Here is a 20,748-nt window from a genome sequence, read left to right on the forward strand (position 1 = left end):
TGTCATATGAAAAAAATAATCGTCGCATCTGTTCCACTAATACTAGGCGTAATATTGATGATTGCGTCAGCGTTCGCACCTTCCAGTGTACAGGAAGATGGCATGCTGTATGAGCCGTACTTCTTCTTAGTGCCAGTAAGTGTGCTATTCATCTTTATCGGTGTCATTGCATTGATGATTATGGCTATTACAACGATTAAGAAAAACATAAAAAACCGATAAAAGTAGAGGAGAAAGTATTTATGAAAAAAATGATTTTTGCTGTTGTACCCCTTGTGTTAGGGATTATATTATTAATCGCATCAAAGTTTGCGCCTGTCACAGTACAGGAAAATGGCATGATAGACGAGCCATACTTCTTCTTAACGCCAGTAGGTGCGTTGCTGATTTTCGTGGGTGTCGTGGCATTAATTATTACGATTATTTCAAACGCCAAAAAAGCATCACAATAAAATAAATGCTAATAGACAAGCTGATATTTCATCATGCTTGTCTATTTTTTATTCACACAAAAGCTAAGTTTGTTTAACTATATAGTTTATTAGTAAAGTCACGAAGCGTTAATTTAAAAACATTCGTGACTTTTTGATGTGTGCCCAAATTTAGTTTATTGACTGTTTAAATTCAAAAAATCATCAAAAGTTTATAAGAATTATATTTTTTTACTTTAACCTTGTATCTATAATTGAAAGGGGCAACTAGAAAATGAAAAAAATTATGAAGTGGTTTTCAGTAAGTTTCTGTATGTTATTGCTTGTGCTTAGCGTCTCTGTCTTTAGCTTCCATAAGTTCAAAGAAAATAAAGAAAGTTTGTTATTAGAGAATAATACGGGCAAACTAATCGATTTTAACGGAAAGAAGATGAATGTTTATTCTGAAGGTCAGGACAATGATACATTTGTATTTATGGCTGGCTCAGCAGTAGCAGCACCGATGTATGAATTAAAAAGCTTGTATCGTCATTTTTCAAAAGAAGATAAAATTGCCGTTGTGGAAAGAGCGGGATATGGGTATAGTGATGTATTTAACGACAATCGGGATATAGATGTAATACTAGAACAAACGAGGGAGGCACTAATGAAAAGTGGGAATAAGCCCCCTTATATTTTAGTACCACACTCTATTTCAGGAATCGAAGCCATCTATTGGGCGCAGAAATATCCGAAAGAAGTAAAAGCCATTGTGGCGTTAGATATTGGTTTACCATCTCAATATATAAAACATCCCGTAGGTTTCGCAGAAAAGACTTTTATGAAAATAGGGAATGCTTTAAGTGAATTAGGATTCCAAAGAGTGTTTCCGAATTTAGCATATAACGATGCCGTCTTAGAGAAAGATTTTCTGACTTCAAAAGAAAAAGAAATATTTAAGGCGATTTCAAATAAACAGGGCATCAACAACGATATGGAACAAGAAATGCTACATGTCGTAAATAATAGTAAAAAGTCTGCCGCATTACCTATTCCCAAAACAACCCCAATTTTATTTATTGATGCTTACCTTGATAAAAATTCTAAAGCTGCTAAAGCATCACTAAAAGACTATCAGGATTTTGCAAAGCAGTTAGACGTTTCAACTGTAATTCAAATAAAAAGCAAGCACAGTATTTACTTGTACCATTCTACTGAAATCTATGAAGAAACCCAAAAATTCTTGCAGGAGATGGTTGAACAATAGTGAGGAAAGGACGAAAATGTTGTTTACAATTTTACTGGTAGAAGATGATAAAATGATTGGAAGTTTATTAGAGAATATATTACAAAAAGAAGGGTATAACGTAATCTGGTTAGAAAATGGAGCTTCATTATATACCGTTATTAAGCAAGTCGACATTGTCATTATGGATATTATGCTACCGGGGGAGGATGGGTATCAAATTTCCATGCGAATTAATCAGCTAGGGCATAATATCCCTATCATATTTTTAACTGCTAGAAGTGATATTGAGAGTAAATTAAGAGGGCTTGAAATTGGCGAAGATTATATGGTAAAGCCATTTGATCCGAGGGAATTATTAATACGAATAAAAAATAAATTAGTTGCTACTTACGGTATTCACAAACAAATACAACATTTATCAATTGATGTTTCGCATATGCGTGTTGTTAATCATCAACATCATAAAGAAGTCGAATTGACAGCGATTGAAAAGAAAATATTCTTTTATCTCTACGAAAACGCAAATTTTATTTTATCTAAAGAACAATTCATGGAATACCTTTGGCCGCTAGAGGATCGCAATTTAAATTTAATTAACGTATATATCAAAAAGTTACGCAGCAAAATTGACGATCGAGATGGTGTTATTATTCAAAATGTATATGGAGAAGGGTATCGTATGAATACTCATATGAAATAATGAAACTAAAAAAGAAATATCAACTATTGCTATTGACGGTTATAGGCAGTGTTCCACTTTCTGTTGTCGTGATTAGTGTTATCGTAACGATCATTTACAATCATTTTTCAAATGATGCACAAACCCAGTTTTATGAGTCAAAAGCTTACCCAATTATGCTAGGATTATTTATCGTCAGTTTCTTTGCTTTGGCTATTCTATTCTCTAAATCTATTAATACATTGATTAAACGGATCAATGTATTAAACAAAACAATTATGGAGTTGGCAAGTGACGACAAGAAGAGGCTTCAAAAGATTCCTTACGCTAGAAATGATGAATTAGGTGATTTAACCAATGCAGTAAACCTCCTTATTGACCGGACGATATCAAAGGAAATTGAAATACAGCAACAGGAGCGAATGAAACAAGAACTTTTAACTCAGTTGCGCCATGATATTAATACGCCTTTAACAGCGATGCGCTTACAACTGTACACAATCGAACATGATTTTTCACAACATCAGGATATTTTCAATTCTTTAAACGAACAAATAAACTATATTTCAAAGTTATCCAATGAATATGACTTTGAACGCTTATCTCGTGTTGATAATTCGTATGTAATCATGGAAAAAGTAGATGTTCTAAAACTTCTAAATACAATTATTTTAAAGTGGAATTTTTTATTTAAAGTCAACCAAATCTCTATTGTGTTAAACAATTGCGCAACTAACTGCCAATGGCGCAGTAATGAAATTTGGTTGCACCGATTATTTGATAATATCTTCCAAAATATAGTGCGTCATGCAGCGTGTGATACATTGGAAATCACTTTGCAAACAAACGCAATTAACTTTAAGGATAATGGGATTGGGTTTAATGTGGAGGAAAAGGGTACTGGTTTACGTATCATCGAAGATATTTGTCGAGTGCTTGAACTACAGAGTACAATCCAATCCAATGAAAACGGTACTCAAGTGACCATATGCTATGCGCAATATTAATACTTTCAGTAAAGGCAACGGTTCGAAATTAAAAGCTGGTCAAAATCGTATTAAAACAGCTTATTACGTTCAACATGTATAACTGCTGTCACCCATATACAACAATCGGAAGCTATTCATACAAGAATTGTGCCTTCTTTTGCTAAAGGTCATATTATAGAATAATAATTTATTAAGCTTCTTTTGACCTAAACGACGCTTTAAGAATTTTAGATTGCAACAGTAACGCACTTGCATTAACACAAGGTTGCTTATTATCTTTGTTTACGCTACATTGCAGTGAAATCCATTTATATAAAGGGGTGTAAAGGTGGACCTATTACTCTGGATAACGATTGCTTTCATCATAATTGGAATTGTTGTTCTCACTTCTATGAAAAAAGAAATGGAAAGTAAGGTCGAGTATATAAAAGCAAATATGGACGACGAAGAAAATTCATCAAAAGCTAAATCTGTAATTTGGTGGATATGGAGCACTGCTGCTTGGGGGATAGTGAGTATATTTCTTATTGTTTGGTGTTTTCATAATCGCTTCGGATAATTGTTGGCTTCAAATGTGCTAAAAAACAGGTACTTATGTAAACACGGAATAAGTATTACTGAAATGTCTATTTTTGAATAATATCGTACCTAATATTTATTATCTGTATCGAAATGAAGGTCAATCTGCCACAATCGGACACGATTCTGTAATTAAAAAAGGAACTATTCTTGTAGTTTTTCAACGCTATCTATTCAGGATAAATTAATAAGAGAGATATAAAGTTTAAGTCCTATAAAGCTAGTCTATTATAGTTATTCATAATTTTTCACTATACAATTAATTAAGGAGTGGAATGATGTTTTTCTTAACACGTGAACGACAGGAAGTATTCAACGCAGCACAGACATATCCATTTGAGGAAGAGATCGATGCTAAATTTGAAAAACATTTGTATGAGCATTTAAGCGAGTATGTAGGGATCTTACCAAAAAAGTTTCAGCAGGAAATTATTGAACGAACTTTATTTCGAAAGGATACGCTAATGGAAGAATTTGAAGAATGGTGCAATGTGACAATTGAGCAGTTCACAGCTAAGAGCCATGCTATTTATGAAAAGCGTGAAGCACTTGTTGAACATTTTAATCCGTCCGCACAAACCGTTTTTTCACAGTCATTTCATGATGGTAAAATTTTGAATGCTGAGCAACAAGGAACTAAATTTACACTTCTCCTAGATATGAGTGGCGGGTTTACAGTCGAATCAATTGTACAGTTAGAGTTTCAACATGCACAAACAGAAGGTCAACTTGAAGGATATTACGTATATGACGAATTAATAAAACAAGAGGATAGATTTGCATTACGAGTGTTATCTAGTTTTGGTAGCCCTTATGCTGAATGGACAATTTTCTTTAAAGATGTGACAGCAAACTACTTGTATCGTCCTGCAGTTTATATTGAACCAGGAGAAATTGCTACATGGGATGATTATGTGCTGGCGCTAAATGCAGATGACAAATACTATATTGTAAAAGATATGCACTTTGTAGAAATTGATTTAGCTAATCTTTCGCAAAAAGATAATGCGATTTATGCTGAAGGGGTATTACTAGGGCATACCTTTGAGGAAGCAAGAGAGCGAATTTATTGTGCTACTTACGAAAATCCGTATGCTCATTTTAGTGAGCCTATTCCGACTGATGAGTTGTCATTGGCTATGTTTGATTTAGACCAAAATATACGCGTTCGTGCTTTCAACACAATTTATGCACTAGGAGAGGATGCTGCAAATATCGTTAATGATACGCTACGTAAAGTCGATGTAAATACAGATGAAAATATGTATTTTGGCATTATAGCAAGTCATTTCGATCAACTCGGTTGTTTAGAGGATGATGTAAAACTGAAATGGCTTAAGGAATAACAAGAGTAAAGTTTATGGAACGATGGCGTAATCATCTAATTTATAGGCTATATATAAACCACCTTAAAGTTGTTTCAACATATTATCAATATGTATTATAGGGAAATACCCTAGGATGATTTAAGAGATTTGTTAAAAGCGGATTGTTTTATGAAGTTTATAAAAAGATATAAATCACAGTGTGCAAAATATATGAAGACATAATACCAGCGTAGCAACATCTAGTACGGTAAGAGGTTCGGGTCAAAATGATATTGATCGTAAAAGGAGATTTATAAATAAAAAACCGACTTATAGTCGGTAAGAGCATTGTCAATATTGGTTTATAAAGAATAAAAACCAAACTGCGTGATTTTGTTCGTCTGAAGCATTTGAACTAAATTGGTTGCTAATATAAGGTATTGTATATTGTCGAGCCACACGATGATAAAATTCGACCGCTTCTTGTTCGTCTTTAAATGCAGTTAAAATTCCGCTTTTAAAATTTAATGGCAATGGCTCTGTTATTTGTGGAGAAGGGTGCTGACCAGTAAGGGAGGTATACATATAAGCAAAACCTTGGTAATGTCGCATTTCATCTTTTCTTATCTCTAGAATACGTTTTTTAACATCCTCATTTGGAGCAAGCTGAGCCAAGTGCTCATAAAATCGTATAGCATTATATTCGCCATTAATGGCTTTAACAAGATCGACAAGAAATTGATTATTTGAAGTTGGTTGTACGCCGTATTGCAATCGTTCACACTCCTTTTTAATAAGCTTTAAAAGTAACTGGCAGTAACATGTAATTATTGCATCATTTTTTTTACTTGTTTTAGTTCAATGATTATTTGGTCTATCTGTTTTTGCAAATTATCTACTTCTTTCGATTTATCACTATTTTGGTTTTGAGGATCCTGATTATTTGATTTTTCTAAAGCATTTAGTGCTAGACCTGCTGCAACTGCAGAAAGACCGTCACCCAATGTTGCGATGGATGCTCCGATATATGCTAATCTTGCTATTTCAATTTCCGTCGTTTCTAGATTTTGTTGTGGATTTTTTTTATGTCTATTCATTACTATATCCCCCTTTACTTTTATAGTGGAAAATAATCTTAACCGTATCCTATGTATTAAGGAAAAGAAAGGTGACGACCTAAATTTTTTGCAGGAACATTGTTGTAAAGAATAAGTCAAATGAATGTACTCTGGAAACGGATTTAGAGCGTCTATACGACAATGGTTGCTAATTATGATAATTTAGGAATGCCAAGAGCTAGTGGCATAGTGACACAACTGGTAAACGGAGAAGCACGCTGCCCTGATGGCTAGTTAAGAATTGTGTACTCCCCTGAGGTCTCTTTAATTCAGAAAATTCAATTAAATAGATAAAGATTTCATTCATCATGATAACAGTTCAATTTTTGTTTCATTATATTAATATTTTCAGTTAAATTTCATTGATAGTGGATAGACTATTTTATAACAAGTGAAATAAACGTTGAATAAATTTTCTTGATGTTTGTTTTGATCTATTGTGTAAATTTTTTTAAAGAAGGAGGCAATTACGTGCCACTACACCCGTCCATTGTGCATTTTCCAATTGCATTATTATTAACAGCAACAGTAATTGAAGTCATCAATTTGTTTTTAAAGAAAGAGTATTTATTTAAGACAAGTACAATTTTGTTTGTAACAGGTTTTGTAACCGGTTTGGTTTCTTTTATGACAGGTGATGCAGCAGAAGAATTTGCGGAACAAAAATGGGGAGAAGTTATCGAATCGACAGTTGAATTACATGAAAATATGGCTTTATTATCTTTAATATTGTTTGGTGCAATTTCAATATTAAAATTATTTGGGCAGAAACTGAAAATTAATACAAAATGGATTGTAACTTTAGTAGTGATTTTAGGTATCATAGGTTCTTCTACATTAGCATATACCGGTCATCTGGGAGGTAAGATGGTGTATGAAAGTGAAAAATTAAGTAATACAAACAATTACGAATTGCCAGATCGTGATTAAAAAATTAGCGTGTATTCCCTATCTGTAAATGCTAGTTTTGCCAATTTCTTATAGCAAGTAATGTTATTTTGTGAATATTTGTTAGATCGTTAAAGTTGAGTAACATTTCTCAAATGATCATAATAAAAGCATTGATACTTGAATTTTCTACTTTTTTCACCTTCACCTACTTAGGGTATTGAAAGTTGTGCAAGTTCATAGCTCCTTGTGCCTTAAATGTTCATTACTACCTCTAAATAATACATGCTCTACAATGAAACACTTGAAAATAATCCCTCTCTTAGGGGGAGAGGGATGCCCTTATTTTTCTATTTTAACGTGTTATTTTCAAGTGAATTCTGACGGTGGCGTGTGTCATTAATCATTTTTATTTTCCCATTACATAGTAATATGTAGAACAAAAGATTAAAAGAAATGGTTTTACATCATTTCTCAACATACATTAAATGAAAAAACAATCATCCTCTTTTATTTTTTCTACAATACGATATATTAAAATAGAATAATTGAAAATATTCTAACCAAAGAGTAGGTGTTAATTAGATGGAGAATCACCCTTTAAATCAGGCAGAAATAGAAATGAAGCAATTAAAATATGCCCAGCAACATTTGGCAAATGAAAGAACATATTTAGCATGGATTCGAACGGCCATTTCCATTTTAGGGGTTGCTTTCTTGGCAACGAGTTTGCACTTTGCTATAGGAACGGTTCGGAATTTTTGGGTAGATTTTTTATCAGCAATAATTGGCTTGTTAGCTTGTTTATTTGGGGTTTTAATTATCTTTACAGCTACATTTAATTATTCTGCAAAAAGAAAACAGATAGTGAATGAAGAATTTGTTCCATCAAATAGACATATCATGTGGATTTCTTATTTTTTAATTATCTTAATATTATTGGTGATTATTTACTTTTTGATGATTAGTTTATCGTAGATCAAAGTCTATCCTCTTTTTTCACCAAACCTGACCTTATAGGTTTGAAAACACATAAAAAAGCCACAAATGTTATTCAATTAACGTTTTGTGGCTTTTTGGTATGTATTAACCAATTTAGTCATTGTTCGTTTTACAGCTATTTGGTAAAATAATGAAAAAAATCAGGAGAGATAAATATGATTAAATACCCGCGCTTAGAAAAAGATGCAACAATCGGAGTCACGGCACCTTCATCAGGGGTTCCGGAGGGGCTACATGAGATGTTTAAACAATCCTGTGAGCGTCTGAAATCGAAAGGTTTTCATATTATTTGTGGTGATACGGTTTGGACTCAAGAAAAAGCTAAATCAGCTTCTGCCGAAAAACGGGCGGATGAGTTTAATGAAATGATGAGTGCCGATCATATAAATATCATCATTCCTCCATGGGGTGGGGAACTGTTAATTGAAATACTAGATAAAATTGATTTTGAACAGATAAAAAACAAATGGGTAGTAGGATATTCAGATATCAGTGCATTATTATTAGCAATTACATTAAAAACAGGTATAGCTACTGCTCATGGTACTAATCTTGTAGATTTAAGAGGCGAATATTCAGATGACACTACTGCCATGTGGCAGGCTGTATTATCGACTAATGGTGGGGAATCTATCCTACAATATTCATCATCTAAATATCAAAAGGAATGGCAACACAATGCTCCCACGCCATGTGTTTTTCATTTAACAGAACAAACTTATTGGAAAACTGTGTCCAATCAACAAGTACAGATACAAGGCCGTTTACTTGGCGGATGTATAGACGTGATTAGACATTTGATTGGGACAGCTTATGGTGATGTCCAAACCTTTAGAAAACAACATATCAGTGGGGAGCCTGTGTTATGGTATTTAGAGAATTGTGAATTAAACACACCAGATTTAAAAAGGTCATTAGTTCAAATGAAGCTTGCTGGTTGGTTTGAGCAATGTGCAGGGATTATGTTCGGTCGAAGTGATGCGAATACGCCTGTAAATAATTACACAGTGGAAGATGTTTATAAAGAGCTGTCAGATGAGCTTGGGATACCTATTATTTATGATGTAGATTGTGGTCATGTTCCTCCACAAATAACTTTTATCAATGGTGCTTATGCTGAAGTAGAGGTAGTAGAGGGCAAAGGAATTGTTTTGCAAATCTTTAAGTAAAGTCAGAGAAAGGGAGGCGAGATGCTATGAAATATACTTGTCCTTGTTGTGGATATAAAACATTAGACGAAGAACCCCCAGGAACTTATGACATATGTACAATTTGTTTTTGGGAAGATGATGGCGTTCAATTTGATGACCCTGATTGTGAAGGAGGAGCTAATCTTCCATCTTTAAGGCAAGCACAAATAAACTTTATGGTATTTGGGGCTTGTGAAGAAAGGTGTATGGAGTTTGTCAGAAAACCAAATGATAAAGATGAAAAAGATCTTAATTGGAAACAGTTAATTTAGAAGAGAGTTAATGTGCTAATATAGCGATTGTTTAATAAGGGTCGAATTTAGGAGGAAGTTGAACTGAGTTATTGTTCATTTATCGCAACAAATTATGTAATGCCAGAAGTGGAAACAAAAGCGAAGACGATTACTGTTAGGGAAGCTATGGAATTAGCAATCAAACCACATGAGTTGGTACCTTGGGAGAAGATGGACCCTAGTGCCCAAATAGTAGTAGTTGAAAATAAAGAGGACTTAAATGAGTTGGTCATTAAAAAGGATGCTTACTATGATGTCAGTGGATATACAAGTTATTCATTCATTTATGAAGTTACTTTTATGTATTCGGAATTGAGGGCAAAGCAATTACTGGCGTACCTAAAGGAAAATATTAGAGAAGAGCAAATAGTGGAATTATGGAGGGTGTGGATTGGTCATGACGAGAATGACCTACATATACCGTATGTTAGCGTTAATTACGAAGAGCTATCCCTCGATAATCTCGTACAAATGTACAATCCGAACCATTAAAAATTTAAAGAACAATATTGTATAGTAATGGAAAGATAAATTAATGAATATTACAAAAAAAGGGTGAAAAATAGTGCGACTGCTTCATGACGTTGCAACAAAATGAACAGCATCATCCGTGACTAAGAAAGCTTATTGCTGGTAGCTTAGTCTTTTTTATTTCCACTATTCTCTTTTTATGAAAATACATATGTTTGAATAAAAATACTGTCTTTTGATTGTCGAGGACCAAAGGGTGGTCGCTATTCGTGTTATAATAAAAACATCTTGTTTGACGAAGTATCCATTGAAAGTAAATGGGTTGTCGGTGTGTTTTTTCTTTGGTAACACCACAACCTTTCATAATGAAGCTGTCACGTAATAATGCATGCGGTCTAATAAACGAAAATAAGGGAACTTTTTTTCTCGTCTGGAGTGATAATATGTTTATTACAATAAGTGATGTTTTGAACATGGAGGGATTTGAAGATGTAGAAGTCCTTGCAGGAGAGACTGGATTGAGCCGTAGAGTTGAAAATGTCTATTTTATGGAAGTTCCGGATATTTACGCATATATCGATCAAAACGGATTGCTACTCACTACCTTGTATCCTGTTGCTGATAAACCAGAGCATATTGAAACACTAATTCCAAAATTAGCTGAATTGAATCTTGCAGGAATTGCCATTAAGCCAGGAAGATATGTCGCTGAAATTCCAACCATTATGGTGGAGCAAGCAAATGAACTTGGTATTCCGCTAATGAAGCTACCAGATGGTGCAAACTTATCTACACTGACTAACCAAGTACTGACAAAGTTTTTAGACGTAAAGACATCGCTGTTGGAATTTCGAAATAAGATGCATCAGCAATTACTGGAGTTATTATTGGAGGGCACAGATGTCAACAAGTTCGTTCATTCGATTGCTAGTCTTGTTAATGCCCCAGTCTTGCTTCTTAACAATGATTTTGAATATGTCGGGTCTTCACTTCACAACGAACATAAAATTTCAATCCAACACAAGGCGTACAATTCAGATGCGAGCAAAAGCACATTTTCTGTGCAAGTCGATGATACCGTTTATGACAAAAATGATTTGTTTATTCAGTGCATTTTTGCAGGAGGCAATGACTATGGCTTTTTGGTCATATTGTTAGAAAAAGAAAAAAATCTAACAGAGGATTTAATTATTGCTATTGAACAAGCCTCCTTTATAATCGCTTTTTTATTTCAAACAGAGCAAACATTGCTTCAAAAAGAAAGAAATCATTTAAGCAGTTTTGTCCGAGACATTTTTCATAATCAATATACTTCCCAAACGGAAATGATTGAAAAAGCGAAAGTGTTTAGATGGAACTTGCAATTTCCGCTTGTTCTAGTAAGCATCAAAACAAATGAGAAAGATAGCGAAAAAAAATTGGCGATATTTCACAAAATGCTTGATTCAGGTCTAATTGAGGGCTCGGCTTCTAAAATGGTGGATGTTCCGATAGAAAATTGCAAAGTTCTTTATATTAATGACTCTTTAGTATGTTTTATTAGTCTGGTGTCTGAAAAGAATGTTCGGAAAAAACTCCAAAATCTAGGGGACACGATAGTCACGCTGTTTGAGAAAAATGGGCATCTTGGGGTTAGTATATCCGATACAGTCCATCATTTTAACCAAATGAAAGAGTACTATGACAATTCAACATTAGTGTTTCAAGTTTATAAAGAACTTTTACAAAAACAGTCCTACGTTCATTTTTATGGCGATATCGGCTTGTTCCGACTTTTTCATTATGTTGATAATCTTTACATGCTGGAAGATTTCGTAACCGAAAAATTAGGGAAAGTGTTCGAATATGATAAAAAGAAAAATACAAATCTTTTAGAAACGCTTAAGTACTACATTAAAAATAATACAAATGTGCAAAAAACGGCAGAGGATATGTTTGTTCATTATAATACGATGCGTTACCGAATCAATAAGCTGAAAGAACTTGGCATCGACGGTGAGGACGGCTTCGAATTAACAGAAATTTCATTAGCCTACCAATTGCATCAATACTTACAACTGAAAAAAGGGTGAGGGTGAAGAACCCTAGCGACGACTTTACGTTGGACATTGTCTTCTCGACAATGTCTTTTTTTTGTAAAAAAGGCGTTATGCTTTGTAGAAAGTTGCCAATTAAAAGTGAAATAAATATCAACTTCTTACAATGATTAAAACGCTTTCAAATGCTATCATGTAGGTATTGAAGGAGGGAGGTTTCAATAAACAGCAGTCATCATAGACGATTTAGGTATTTAGTTTCTGAATTACACTTTGGAATACAAGGAGTGTTGGAAATGCGTGACTATCTTTTGTCTTTAGCCGGTGGTTTGATTGTAGGGATATTATTTTCTTTAGTTAAGTTACCGTTACCTGCCCCTCCTTTGGTAGGTATATTTGGAATGGTAGGTATATTTTTAGGAGGTGTACTAATGGATTCTCTTTTCAATTCTCTCAAAGAAAAGAGAAATGTGAGTACGTAAACGAACCACCAGAAAATGTTTGGTTATGCGGTTTTTAATGAATACATCCCACTAAAAAAGGAGAATGTAAGATGTTGCAGATTATCTTGTCATTCATAGGAGGTTTACTTGTAGGCATTTTATTCAAATTCATCAAGCTGCCAGTGCCGGCTCCCCCTCTTATTGGTATTGTTGGGGTAGTAGGAATCTTTCTAGGTGCTGAGCTAGTAAACGCTGTCCTGCGTCTTTTCTAAAAAGACATAAAATCTTCTTCCTTCATTAGGCTAACTTATAACGTCGGATTATAAACGTTTGAGTTAAGTTGCCTATCTCCATATAATGGACTCAAGTTTTTCCTGTATTATTTTCCGTTTCATCAAAAAAATCATTGCGGTCAGTTTTCTAAAGCTAGATGTTTTGAATACCATTCGAGAGGGAGATTTACATGAATCAAGTATATACAATAGAAGCGAAACCTTATAGTTTTGAATTTGAGTTAGAAACAACAGCGTTAATTATTATTGATATGCAGCGTGACTTTTGTGCACCGGGTGGCTTTGGTGAAAAGCTAGGGAATGATATTACGTTAACACGCTCTATTATTCCTACTATTAAGACGGTTTTGGAAGTTGCACGTGAAAAGGGCATGATGGTTATTTACACTCGTGAAGGGCATCGCCTAGATTTATCAGATTGCCCGCCAAGTAAATTAAAACGCGGCAGCAAGCAAGGAGCAGGCATTGGTGATGAAGGTCCAATGGGAAGAATTCTTATCCGCGGTGAGTATGGTCATGATATTGTGGACGAGCTAAAGCCTGTTGAAGGCGAAGTTATTATTGATAAACCTGGAAAAGGTTCTTTTTATCAAACAGATCTTGAAGTGATTTTAAACAATAAAGGTATTACACATTTGCTTGTTGCAGGGGTAACGACTCATGTCTGTGTTCAAACGACAATTCGTGAAGCGAATGACCGTGGATTTGACTGTTTACTACTTGAAGATTGCTCAGCAGCATTTGATCCAAAAGACCATGAAGACTCCATTCACATGATTAACCAGCAAGGTGGCATCTTTGGGTGGACAGCTCCATCGAAAAATTTGCTTGTTGCACTTGAAGATTAACGAAGAAAGCATTTGCACGAAGTATTTACTAAAGCGTTTTCATTTAAGAGAATAAACAGTTGAGGGCATGCTACATTCACATGTCCAATGCATGCCCGTATCCGTAATTCTACTAGCTATCATGAGAATATGGTGATATCTATGATTCCAACATATACATGTAAAATCAATCAGATGGACGGTCGTCTACTTGAATGGATGCGCCAACAATCAATTGGTGAACCAATTGGAGTAGTCCACAGTGTTTTCGATAATGTAGTAAATTTCACAACTGATGACGGTACAATGCTCTTTTCTTTAGCAAAGAACGAGGTGATTCAATCACCTAGCATGATGAAAACCTGTCAGAATGACTATTTTTCTAAGATGTGTTCGACCATAATGTTGACTAAATCTATTTGTTTAATTGATTATAATTTATTGAAAATCAACGATTGGCAATGGGATTTTTCAAATGCGGCCATTTGGAATAGGAATATTAAGCCGCACTGTCAAGCAAAGCTAAAGCCAACTGTATCCCGCTTGCGGCTATTAAACAATTTTATCCTACAACACGGAGCAACAGGAGGAATCTACGCGGCGTGGAAAAGCTTCACGTATCCAGACTGGGAAGTTCCTATGGCTACACGAAAAAATATCTATTTCTCCCCGTTTCTTGAAGGGTTAGAGCAGCTAAAAGATGATATGAAGGCAGATAAGTTTGACAGGTTTTTTGATAACTTTGCGGGACTTGGCATGGGGTTAACACCGTCTGGCGATGATTTTCTAACAGGGTTATTAGCTACCTGGCAGTATTTTGAATCCCCACTATATAAAAAAATGGAAAGCTGTAGCGCAAAATGGTTGCAGAGATTGAAAGGTAGAACGACTACGGTAAGCTATTTTATGCTAAAGCAATGCCTGGAGGGACAGGTCAACGAAGCTTTACTTAATGTATTGGACAACATAGATGGTAATCCAATCCCTCATTTACAGCGTATTTTAGAAATGGGATCGACCTCTGGGACAGATATGCTGACTGGTGTTAGCGTAGCATATCAACAGCTTATCGACCTAAAGGAGGAAAAATAATTATGACATCTAAAGTATTGATAGAAAGTAACGCCTATCATGACTCGGTAACATTAATGTCACTATCAAGCAAAATAAATCGTATGGATGGCGTCGAGCAGGCCGTTGTTTCGATGGCAACCGAAATGAACAAAGAGTTGCTAGAAAACATTGGTCTGCTAACGGATGAGGCGAAAGTAGCTACGGGAAATGATTTAATTATTGCCTTGATTACAGATACAGATGAGCGAGCAGAGGAAGTGATAACACTTATCCACACAGAATTAACTTCCAAAAAGGTAAAGAAAGGAAAAGACAATTATCATACAGCGAAAACGCTGACTTCTGCATTGCATCTCTTACCGAATGCTAATATGGCGATTATCTCTGTTCCAGGGAAATATGCAGCGCGCGAAGCGAGTCAAGCTTTAAAAAAAGGCATGCACGTTATGCTGTTCAGTGACAATGTAAGTATGGAAGATGAAAAAGTTTTGAAGGAAATAGGGAGAGACAACGGTTTATTCGTAATGGGGCCAGACTGCGGGACAGCAATTATCAATCGCAGTGGACTGTGCTTTGCCAATAAAGTAAGCGAAGGAGGCATTGGACTAGTGGCAGCCTCCGGAACAGGGCTACAGGAAGTGACGGTACAAATTGATCGACTTGGTTACGGTATTACACAGGCAATTGGTACGGGAGGTCGCGATCTCCATGAATCAATTGGCGGAATTATGATGCTTCAAGGGCTTCAAGCATTGGAGAACGATGACAATACAAAGGTCATCACATTAATTTCTAAACCCCCTGCGCGAAATGTTCAGGACAAAATTCTTGCAGAAGTGAAAAAATGCCGAAAACCCGTTGTAGTCTGCTTTTTAGATGGTGATGCAAAAGCAGTTGAGGCAGCAGGAGCTAACTTTTCTCCTACATTAATTGATGCTGCCCGCAAATCTGTTCAATTACTTGATACGCAAGCCGTAATCGAAACGGACATTGCAAAGAGCGTTCAACGATGGATTGCTGAAGAAAAAGCAAAATTAGCAGATGTTCAGCAAGACATTCGTGGATTATTCTGCGGTGGTACGCTGACAGCAGAAGCATTATCCATTCTCCGTTCTTCAGGAAAAAGCGTCAAAAGTAATGTCGCTAAAAAAGAGGAAGAGAAACTTAACGACATTACTCAGAGTGTAGGTCATACGTTGCTTGATATGGGCGATGATGAATTTACAAAAGGTAAACCACATCCGATGATAGAGCCTTCACTTAGAAATGAGCGGATTCTTCAAGAAGCACGAGACCCTCAAACTGCTGTTCTGTTATTAGACTTTGAATTGGGATATGGTGCCCATGAAGATCCGGTAGGTGTAACACTAGAGACGCTTCAATTAGCAAGAGACGAGGCTACACAGGCAGGAAGGCACTTGCCAATCGTTACTTATATTTGCGGCACTTCTAAAGATAAACAAGATTATCAGCAGCAACTAAAGAAACTTCAATCTATAGGCGCTTTTGTTGCTGATAGCAATGAAATGGCAACAAGAATTGCCGCGATGCTTGTACAAAAGGAGGTCAATTAAATTGAGTACAGCGAATGAGCTTTTTAATCAGCCATTACAAGTAATTAATATCGGCACATCCAAATTTAAAGAAGATTTGGAGCTGCAAGGCGTTGAAACCATCCAAGTGGACTGGCAACCGCCTGCAGGGGGCAATCTACAATTGCTCGAAGCATTAGATTTCTTTCAGGAAAATGAAAAAGTGGAAAAGGCGAATCAAGAATCGATACAACGCATAAAAGATGCACATCCTTTTTTAATTGATATTGGACTAGCTATTGATGTCATACCTGGAATGCACAGCAAAAAAATACTACATGCTGGCCCTCCTATTGCATGGGAAAACATGGCGGGTCCGATGCAGGGGGCAGTGATTGGCGCACTTATTTTTGAAGGGATGGCAGCGGATGAGGAACAAGCAAGAGCATTGATTGAGGCTGGAGCAATTGAATTTGGCTCATGCAATGAGCATTCAACAGTGGGACCAATGGCGGGCATCGTCTCTCCTTCCATGCCAGTGCATATCATCGAAAATCGAACACATGGAAACCGTGCTTATTGTACGATTAATGAAGGTCTAGGCAAAGTGCTACGTTTTGGAGCTTTTTCTAGCGATGTAATTGATCGGCTAAAGTGGCTGCGCGATGTTTTTGCTCCGGCTTTGAAAAAGGCACTTGTCCTAACAGATGGCATAGATTTAAAAGCCATCATCGCGCAGGCTCTTCATATGGGAGATGAGTGCCACAACCGCAATAAGGCAGCAACAAGCCTTTTCTATAGGGAAATGACTGACTATTTTATGCAAACAGATTGCAAGACGGACACATTGCGAGAGGTCTTGCGCTTTATTCAAAACAATGAACACTATTTCTTGAACCTGTCCATGCCAGCATGTAAAGCTTCGCTTGATGCAGGACACGGCGTTCCATATTCCACGGTTGTTACGACAATGGCGAGGAATGGGGTTGAATTTGGTATTCGCATTAGCGGGCTAGGTGACAAGGAATGGTTTACTGCACCGGCAAACTTTATTAAAGGCTTATATTTCCCAGGCTATTCAGAGCAGGATGCAACTAGGGATTTAGGTGATAGTGCCATTACGGAAACAATGGGAATTGGTGGGTTTGCGATGGGCGGTTCGCCTGCAATTGTTCAATTTGTTGGAGGAGAGGTAGAAGATGCTATTCAATATAGCGAACAAATGTATGACATTACAGTAAGTGAAAATAGCAATTATGCTATACCAACGCTAAATTTCCGCGGAGCTGCCTTTGGAATTGATGTTCGAAAAGTAATTGAAACAAGCATTCTTCCTGTTATTAATACCGGCATGGCACATAAAGTAGCAGGAATCGGGCAGATTGGCGCAGGCATTGTCCATCCTCCAAAGGAATGCTTCGAAAAAGGATTGCTTCGTTTCTATAAACTATATGGAGAGGAAGAGGCAAATGAGTAGAATATTAATAGCGCTTGGAGGAAATGCACTCGGTTCTACTCCTGAAGAGCAACTACAATTAGTACACGATTCAGCCAAGCCAATTGTTGATTTAATTGAACAAGGTCATGAAGTAGTGATTGCCCATGGTAACGGGCCGCAAGTCGGTTCTATCAATTTGGCATTCGAAAAGGGCTCAAAGGAACATGCAAATATTCCTAGTATGCCATTTGCTGAATGTGGGGCAATGAGCCAAGGGTATATTGGCTACCATTTGCAAAATGCACTCCATGAGGAACTGTTAAAACGCTCAATTAACAAATCAGTTGCAACAGTTGTCAGTCAGGTAGTAGTTGATAAGAACGATCACGCCTTTCAAAATCCAACAAAGCCAATTGGTCCTTTTTATTCAAAAGAAGAGGCTGAAAGATTAATGGCTGAAACGGGTGACCATTATATAGAAGATTCAGGACGTGGCTACCGTCGGGTTATTCCATCGCCTGCTCCGGTTAAAGTCGTTGAAAAAGATATTATCCAAGACTTAGTCAATGCAGGGCGTATTGTCATCGCTGTTGGTGGTGGGGGTATACCTGTAGTGGAGGAAAAGAATCATGCTTTAATCGGCGTAGAAGCGGTTATTGACAAAGATTTAGCAAGTAAATGTTTAGCGGATGAGTTGAATGTAGATTTTCTGTTCATATTGACAGCTGTCGAAAAAGTCGCAATTAACTTTGGGAAACCAAATCAGCAAAACCTGAATCAGTTATCGATCGAAGAGGCAGAAAGGTTGATGAAAGAAGGGCATTTTGCACCAGGCAGTATGCTTCCAAAAATTCAGGCAGCCATATCATTCGTCAAGGGGAAGCAAGGTCGCAAATCAATCATCACTTCGCTAGAGAAAGCAAAGGATGCCATTCTTGGTAAGACAGGCACCGTTATTTTCAACTGAATCAGCTGTTACAAGTAAATGAAAATGTATAGTAAGGAGAATTGGAAATGAACGAAAACAAAACGAAAGTAAAAATTGGCGAAGCATTAAAGTGGAATGTATTTACAGAGCACCGTAAAGTCTATCACCGCGAACTTCTAAGTGCCAAAGAGGCAAATGAACTCGGCGTCAGTGTTAGTTCGGTCTTAAGAGAACGCATAGAAGTAGGTGGAGCCGTATTGCCCCATTATCACGACGTGGCAGAAGTAATTCATATTACAAAAGGAAAAGTAAAACTTCTGCAAAATGGGGAGTGGAAATCCTATCAAGAAGGGGACACTTTCCTTGTACCAAAAGGGGTCGTTCACTCGGTTGCCAATGACGATGTCGAACCTACTGAGCAGGTTAGCATCTTCATCCCTGTTCATGAAGAAATCCATAACGAAAATTTTGCATCCCATATGGTGGACGCAGAGTAGCATGTGAATAAATACGAAAGAGCAATCCGAAATATGAACGGATTGCTCTTTTTATTGTGACGGGCATGAAGCATGAAGGGGGAACGCTAAACGGAAAATTAAATTGTTTAGCACTCTCGCAACACAATAAAAGAAATTGATAAATCATAGCAAGTAGTTTATAGTTTAAATATTTGATTTAGAGGAGAAATAGTTGAAGCCCTATTTAAAGAATTTTTGCTTTTAAGCAGTTTTTGGTATTGTGCGAAATACAATAATAGATTGTACATGGCAAGCTGTTTTTTTAGCGATGTTCATTCCATGGGATTGATAGTGTTATGGTTGTCCATGGAGTCCTACTTAATTCTAATTTTTGTAATATTAGAAAAACAAAGAACTTAGTTATGTCCGGATTAATTGACCCAATATACTAGAAATTGCTGTTTTTCACACTGAAGGACTAATTTTAGTGTAAAAAATGTTATTTGCGCGAAAACAGTATTTATTTATGAAAAAATAACTTTATAATATAATTTTACTCAACTTTCACTCTAGTAATTCTATTGCGAAAAAACTTGACTAAACAAATAGGAATTAAGATAATAACTAAGTAGTTTTAATTATTATATAAATAAAATTAATCTGATAAAGTGAGGAACATAATGTTTGCAGCGATTAATGGAACGAAAATTTATTTTGATGTAGAAGGTTCAGGGTATATTCCACTAGGACCAAAGATGGTAAAAAAACCGGTACTTATTGCAGTACATGGTGGTCCAGGGAGTGATCACTCCGATTTTAAGCCGTGGTTAACGCCACTAGCCGAATACTACCAGATTGTTTATTTAGATCAACGATGCAACGGTCAATCAGAGCGTATCGATGTGACGACAGCAACATTCGAACAGTTAGCGGATGATATTGAAGCGTTACGTAATTATTTAGGCTTAGATAAAATTGCTGTACTAGGACATTCTTTTGGTGGAATGATTGCCCAAGTATATGCTACGCGCTACCCACAATCGGTAAGTAAGTTATTACTAGTTAACACTGCACCAAGCTATGATTTCTATAAAGAAGCTAAAGCGTTTGCGCAACGTATTGGAACGGAACAACAAGTTCAAACTATTCCAGAGTTATTTGAAGGAAACATTCGTGATGACAATCATTTAATCCAATGGTGGGATATTTGCTGGGATTTATATTGGTACGATTATCAAGAAGAACTAGGTGGTGATACAGGAAGCCGTCCAATTGGATCTTTAGAAATTACAAATTATACATTCAAATATTTAATGCCACAATACGATGTGCGCGCACAAATTGCTAATCTTGAAATACCTACTTTGATTGTAGCAGGTCGTCACGATTGGATTACGCCATTAACACAGTCAGAAGTAATGCATTCATTAATTAAAAATTCACGGTTGGCTGTATTTGAAAAGAGTGGTCATATGCCATTTATCGAAGAGCATAAAGACTTCTTAAACGTTGTACGTGAATTTTTATTAAAGGACTGAGGCAAA

The 20,748-nt window shown here is 36.2% G+C and carries 24 protein-coding genes; 22 read left to right on the plus strand and 2 right to left on the minus strand.

Features of this window, described 5'->3' with window-relative positions; all coding sequences use genetic code 11:
* Positions 1 to 6: 6 nt before the first annotated feature.
* The 7 genes from I5435_RS11005 (at position 7) to I5435_RS11035 (ending at position 5,252) form a co-directional block, all read left to right on the plus strand.
* Entirely contained in the window at positions 7 to 222 is a 216-nt protein-coding gene (locus I5435_RS11005) for a DUF3955 domain-containing protein (protein WP_025219586.1), read from the plus strand.
* Between the two features lie 20 nt (positions 223 to 242).
* Entirely contained in the window at positions 243 to 452 is a 210-nt protein-coding gene (locus tag I5435_RS11010) for a DUF3955 domain-containing protein (protein WP_024364146.1), read from the plus strand.
* 253 nt (positions 453 to 705) lie between these two features.
* Positions 706 to 1,677 carry an alpha/beta fold hydrolase gene (locus I5435_RS11015; protein WP_337983815.1) on the plus strand — a complete coding sequence of 324 codons (972 nt, stop codon included), beginning with the start codon at positions 706 to 708 and terminating at the stop codon, positions 1,675 to 1,677.
* Between the two features lie 16 nt (positions 1,678 to 1,693).
* The gene (locus I5435_RS11020) at positions 1,694 to 2,359 is read left to right on the plus strand and encodes a response regulator transcription factor (RefSeq protein WP_337983864.1); all 666 of its coding nucleotides are present in this window, start codon (positions 1,694 to 1,696) and stop codon (positions 2,357 to 2,359) included.
* Positions 2,359 to 3,345, plus strand: coding sequence for a sensor histidine kinase (locus I5435_RS11025; RefSeq protein ID WP_108030290.1), 987 nt, complete (start codon positions 2,359 to 2,361; stop codon positions 3,343 to 3,345). The genes I5435_RS11020 and I5435_RS11025 overlap by 1 nt, the downstream gene beginning before the upstream one ends.
* A gap of 310 nt (positions 3,346 to 3,655) precedes the next feature.
* A complete protein-coding gene (locus I5435_RS11030; RefSeq protein WP_108030291.1) occupies positions 3,656 to 3,886 on the plus strand; it encodes a hypothetical protein in 231 nt (76 codons plus the stop codon).
* A gap of 298 nt (positions 3,887 to 4,184) precedes the next feature.
* On the plus strand, positions 4,185 to 5,252 hold the full coding sequence (locus I5435_RS11035) for a DUF4085 family protein (RefSeq protein WP_337983816.1): 1,068 nt from the start codon (positions 4,185 to 4,187) through the stop codon (positions 5,250 to 5,252).
* Between the two features lie 312 nt (positions 5,253 to 5,564).
* Here the strand turns inward: I5435_RS11035 and I5435_RS11040 are convergent, their stop codons facing one another.
* Positions 5,565 to 5,987 (minus strand): ferritin family protein, encoded by a 423-nt coding sequence (locus I5435_RS11040; RefSeq protein ID WP_024364152.1) that lies wholly within the window; start codon positions 5,985 to 5,987, stop codon positions 5,565 to 5,567.
* A gap of 53 nt (positions 5,988 to 6,040) precedes the next feature.
* The gene (locus I5435_RS11045; RefSeq protein ID WP_024364153.1) at positions 6,041 to 6,310 is read right to left on the minus strand and encodes a hypothetical protein; all 270 of its coding nucleotides are present in this window, start codon (positions 6,308 to 6,310) and stop codon (positions 6,041 to 6,043) included.
* 492 nt (positions 6,311 to 6,802) lie between these two features.
* On the opposite strand from I5435_RS11045, the gene I5435_RS11050 reads away from it, so the two are divergent.
* The 15 genes from I5435_RS11050 to I5435_RS11120 all read left to right on the plus strand — a co-directional run bounded on the left by I5435_RS11050 (position 6,803) and on the right by I5435_RS11120 (position 20,742).
* Positions 6,803 to 7,261, plus strand: coding sequence for a DUF2231 domain-containing protein (locus I5435_RS11050; RefSeq protein WP_024364154.1), 459 nt, complete (start codon positions 6,803 to 6,805; stop codon positions 7,259 to 7,261).
* Positions 7,262 to 7,804: 543 nt separating this feature from the next.
* Entirely contained in the window at positions 7,805 to 8,197 is a 393-nt protein-coding gene (locus I5435_RS11055) for a YidH family protein (RefSeq protein WP_337983817.1), read from the plus strand.
* A 179-nt stretch (positions 8,198 to 8,376) separates the two neighbouring features.
* Positions 8,377 to 9,390, plus strand: a complete 1,014-nt coding sequence (locus I5435_RS11060; protein ID WP_337983818.1) for a S66 family peptidase — start codon at positions 8,377 to 8,379, stop codon at positions 9,388 to 9,390.
* A gap of 26 nt (positions 9,391 to 9,416) precedes the next feature.
* Complete coding sequence (locus tag I5435_RS11065) at positions 9,417 to 9,683, plus strand: CPCC family cysteine-rich protein (protein ID WP_108030294.1); 267 nt, start codon at positions 9,417 to 9,419, stop codon at positions 9,681 to 9,683.
* 99 nt (positions 9,684 to 9,782) lie between these two features.
* Positions 9,783 to 10,196 carry a magnesium transporter gene (locus tag I5435_RS11070; RefSeq protein WP_337983819.1) on the plus strand — a complete coding sequence of 138 codons (414 nt, stop codon included), beginning with the start codon at positions 9,783 to 9,785 and terminating at the stop codon, positions 10,194 to 10,196.
* Between the two features lie 422 nt (positions 10,197 to 10,618).
* A complete protein-coding gene (locus I5435_RS11075; RefSeq protein ID WP_337983820.1) occupies positions 10,619 to 12,247 on the plus strand; it encodes a PucR family transcriptional regulator in 1,629 nt (542 codons plus the stop codon).
* 260 nt (positions 12,248 to 12,507) lie between these two features.
* Positions 12,508 to 12,693, plus strand: coding sequence for a XapX domain-containing protein (locus I5435_RS11080; protein ID WP_024364802.1), 186 nt, complete (start codon positions 12,508 to 12,510; stop codon positions 12,691 to 12,693).
* 71 nt (positions 12,694 to 12,764) lie between these two features.
* Complete coding sequence (locus I5435_RS11085) at positions 12,765 to 12,926, plus strand: XapX domain-containing protein (RefSeq protein WP_024364803.1); 162 nt, start codon at positions 12,765 to 12,767, stop codon at positions 12,924 to 12,926.
* A 191-nt stretch (positions 12,927 to 13,117) separates the two neighbouring features.
* A complete protein-coding gene (locus I5435_RS11090; protein ID WP_025219576.1) occupies positions 13,118 to 13,795 on the plus strand; it encodes a cysteine hydrolase family protein in 678 nt (225 codons plus the stop codon).
* Between the two features lie 141 nt (positions 13,796 to 13,936).
* Positions 13,937 to 14,866 (plus strand): oxamate carbamoyltransferase subunit AllH family protein, encoded by a 930-nt coding sequence (locus tag I5435_RS11095; protein WP_337983821.1) that lies wholly within the window; start codon positions 13,937 to 13,939, stop codon positions 14,864 to 14,866.
* Positions 14,867 to 14,868: 2 nt separating this feature from the next.
* Positions 14,869 to 16,422 carry an acyl-CoA synthetase FdrA gene (fdrA, locus tag I5435_RS11100; protein WP_337983822.1) on the plus strand — a complete coding sequence of 518 codons (1,554 nt, stop codon included), beginning with the start codon at positions 14,869 to 14,871 and terminating at the stop codon, positions 16,420 to 16,422.
* A gap of 1 nt (position 16,423) precedes the next feature.
* Positions 16,424 to 17,857, plus strand: coding sequence for a YlbE family protein (locus I5435_RS11105; protein WP_337983823.1), 1,434 nt, complete (start codon positions 16,424 to 16,426; stop codon positions 17,855 to 17,857).
* On the plus strand, positions 17,850 to 18,785 hold the full coding sequence (gene arcC / locus I5435_RS11110) for a carbamate kinase (RefSeq protein WP_024364808.1): 936 nt from the start codon (positions 17,850 to 17,852) through the stop codon (positions 18,783 to 18,785). The genes I5435_RS11105 and arcC overlap by 8 nt, the downstream gene beginning before the upstream one ends.
* 47 nt (positions 18,786 to 18,832) lie before the next feature.
* Entirely contained in the window at positions 18,833 to 19,243 is a 411-nt protein-coding gene (locus I5435_RS11115) for a cupin domain-containing protein (protein WP_025219573.1), read from the plus strand.
* Between the two features lie 641 nt (positions 19,244 to 19,884).
* Positions 19,885 to 20,742 carry an alpha/beta fold hydrolase gene (locus tag I5435_RS11120; protein ID WP_337983824.1) on the plus strand — a complete coding sequence of 286 codons (858 nt, stop codon included), beginning with the start codon at positions 19,885 to 19,887 and terminating at the stop codon, positions 20,740 to 20,742.
* The last annotated feature ends 6 nt before the right edge of the window (positions 20,743 to 20,748 follow it).

The sequence above is a fragment of the Lysinibacillus sp. C5.1 genome (genome assembly GCF_016350185.1).
Lineage (GTDB): Bacteria > Bacillota > Bacilli > Bacillales_A > Planococcaceae > Lysinibacillus > Lysinibacillus sphaericus.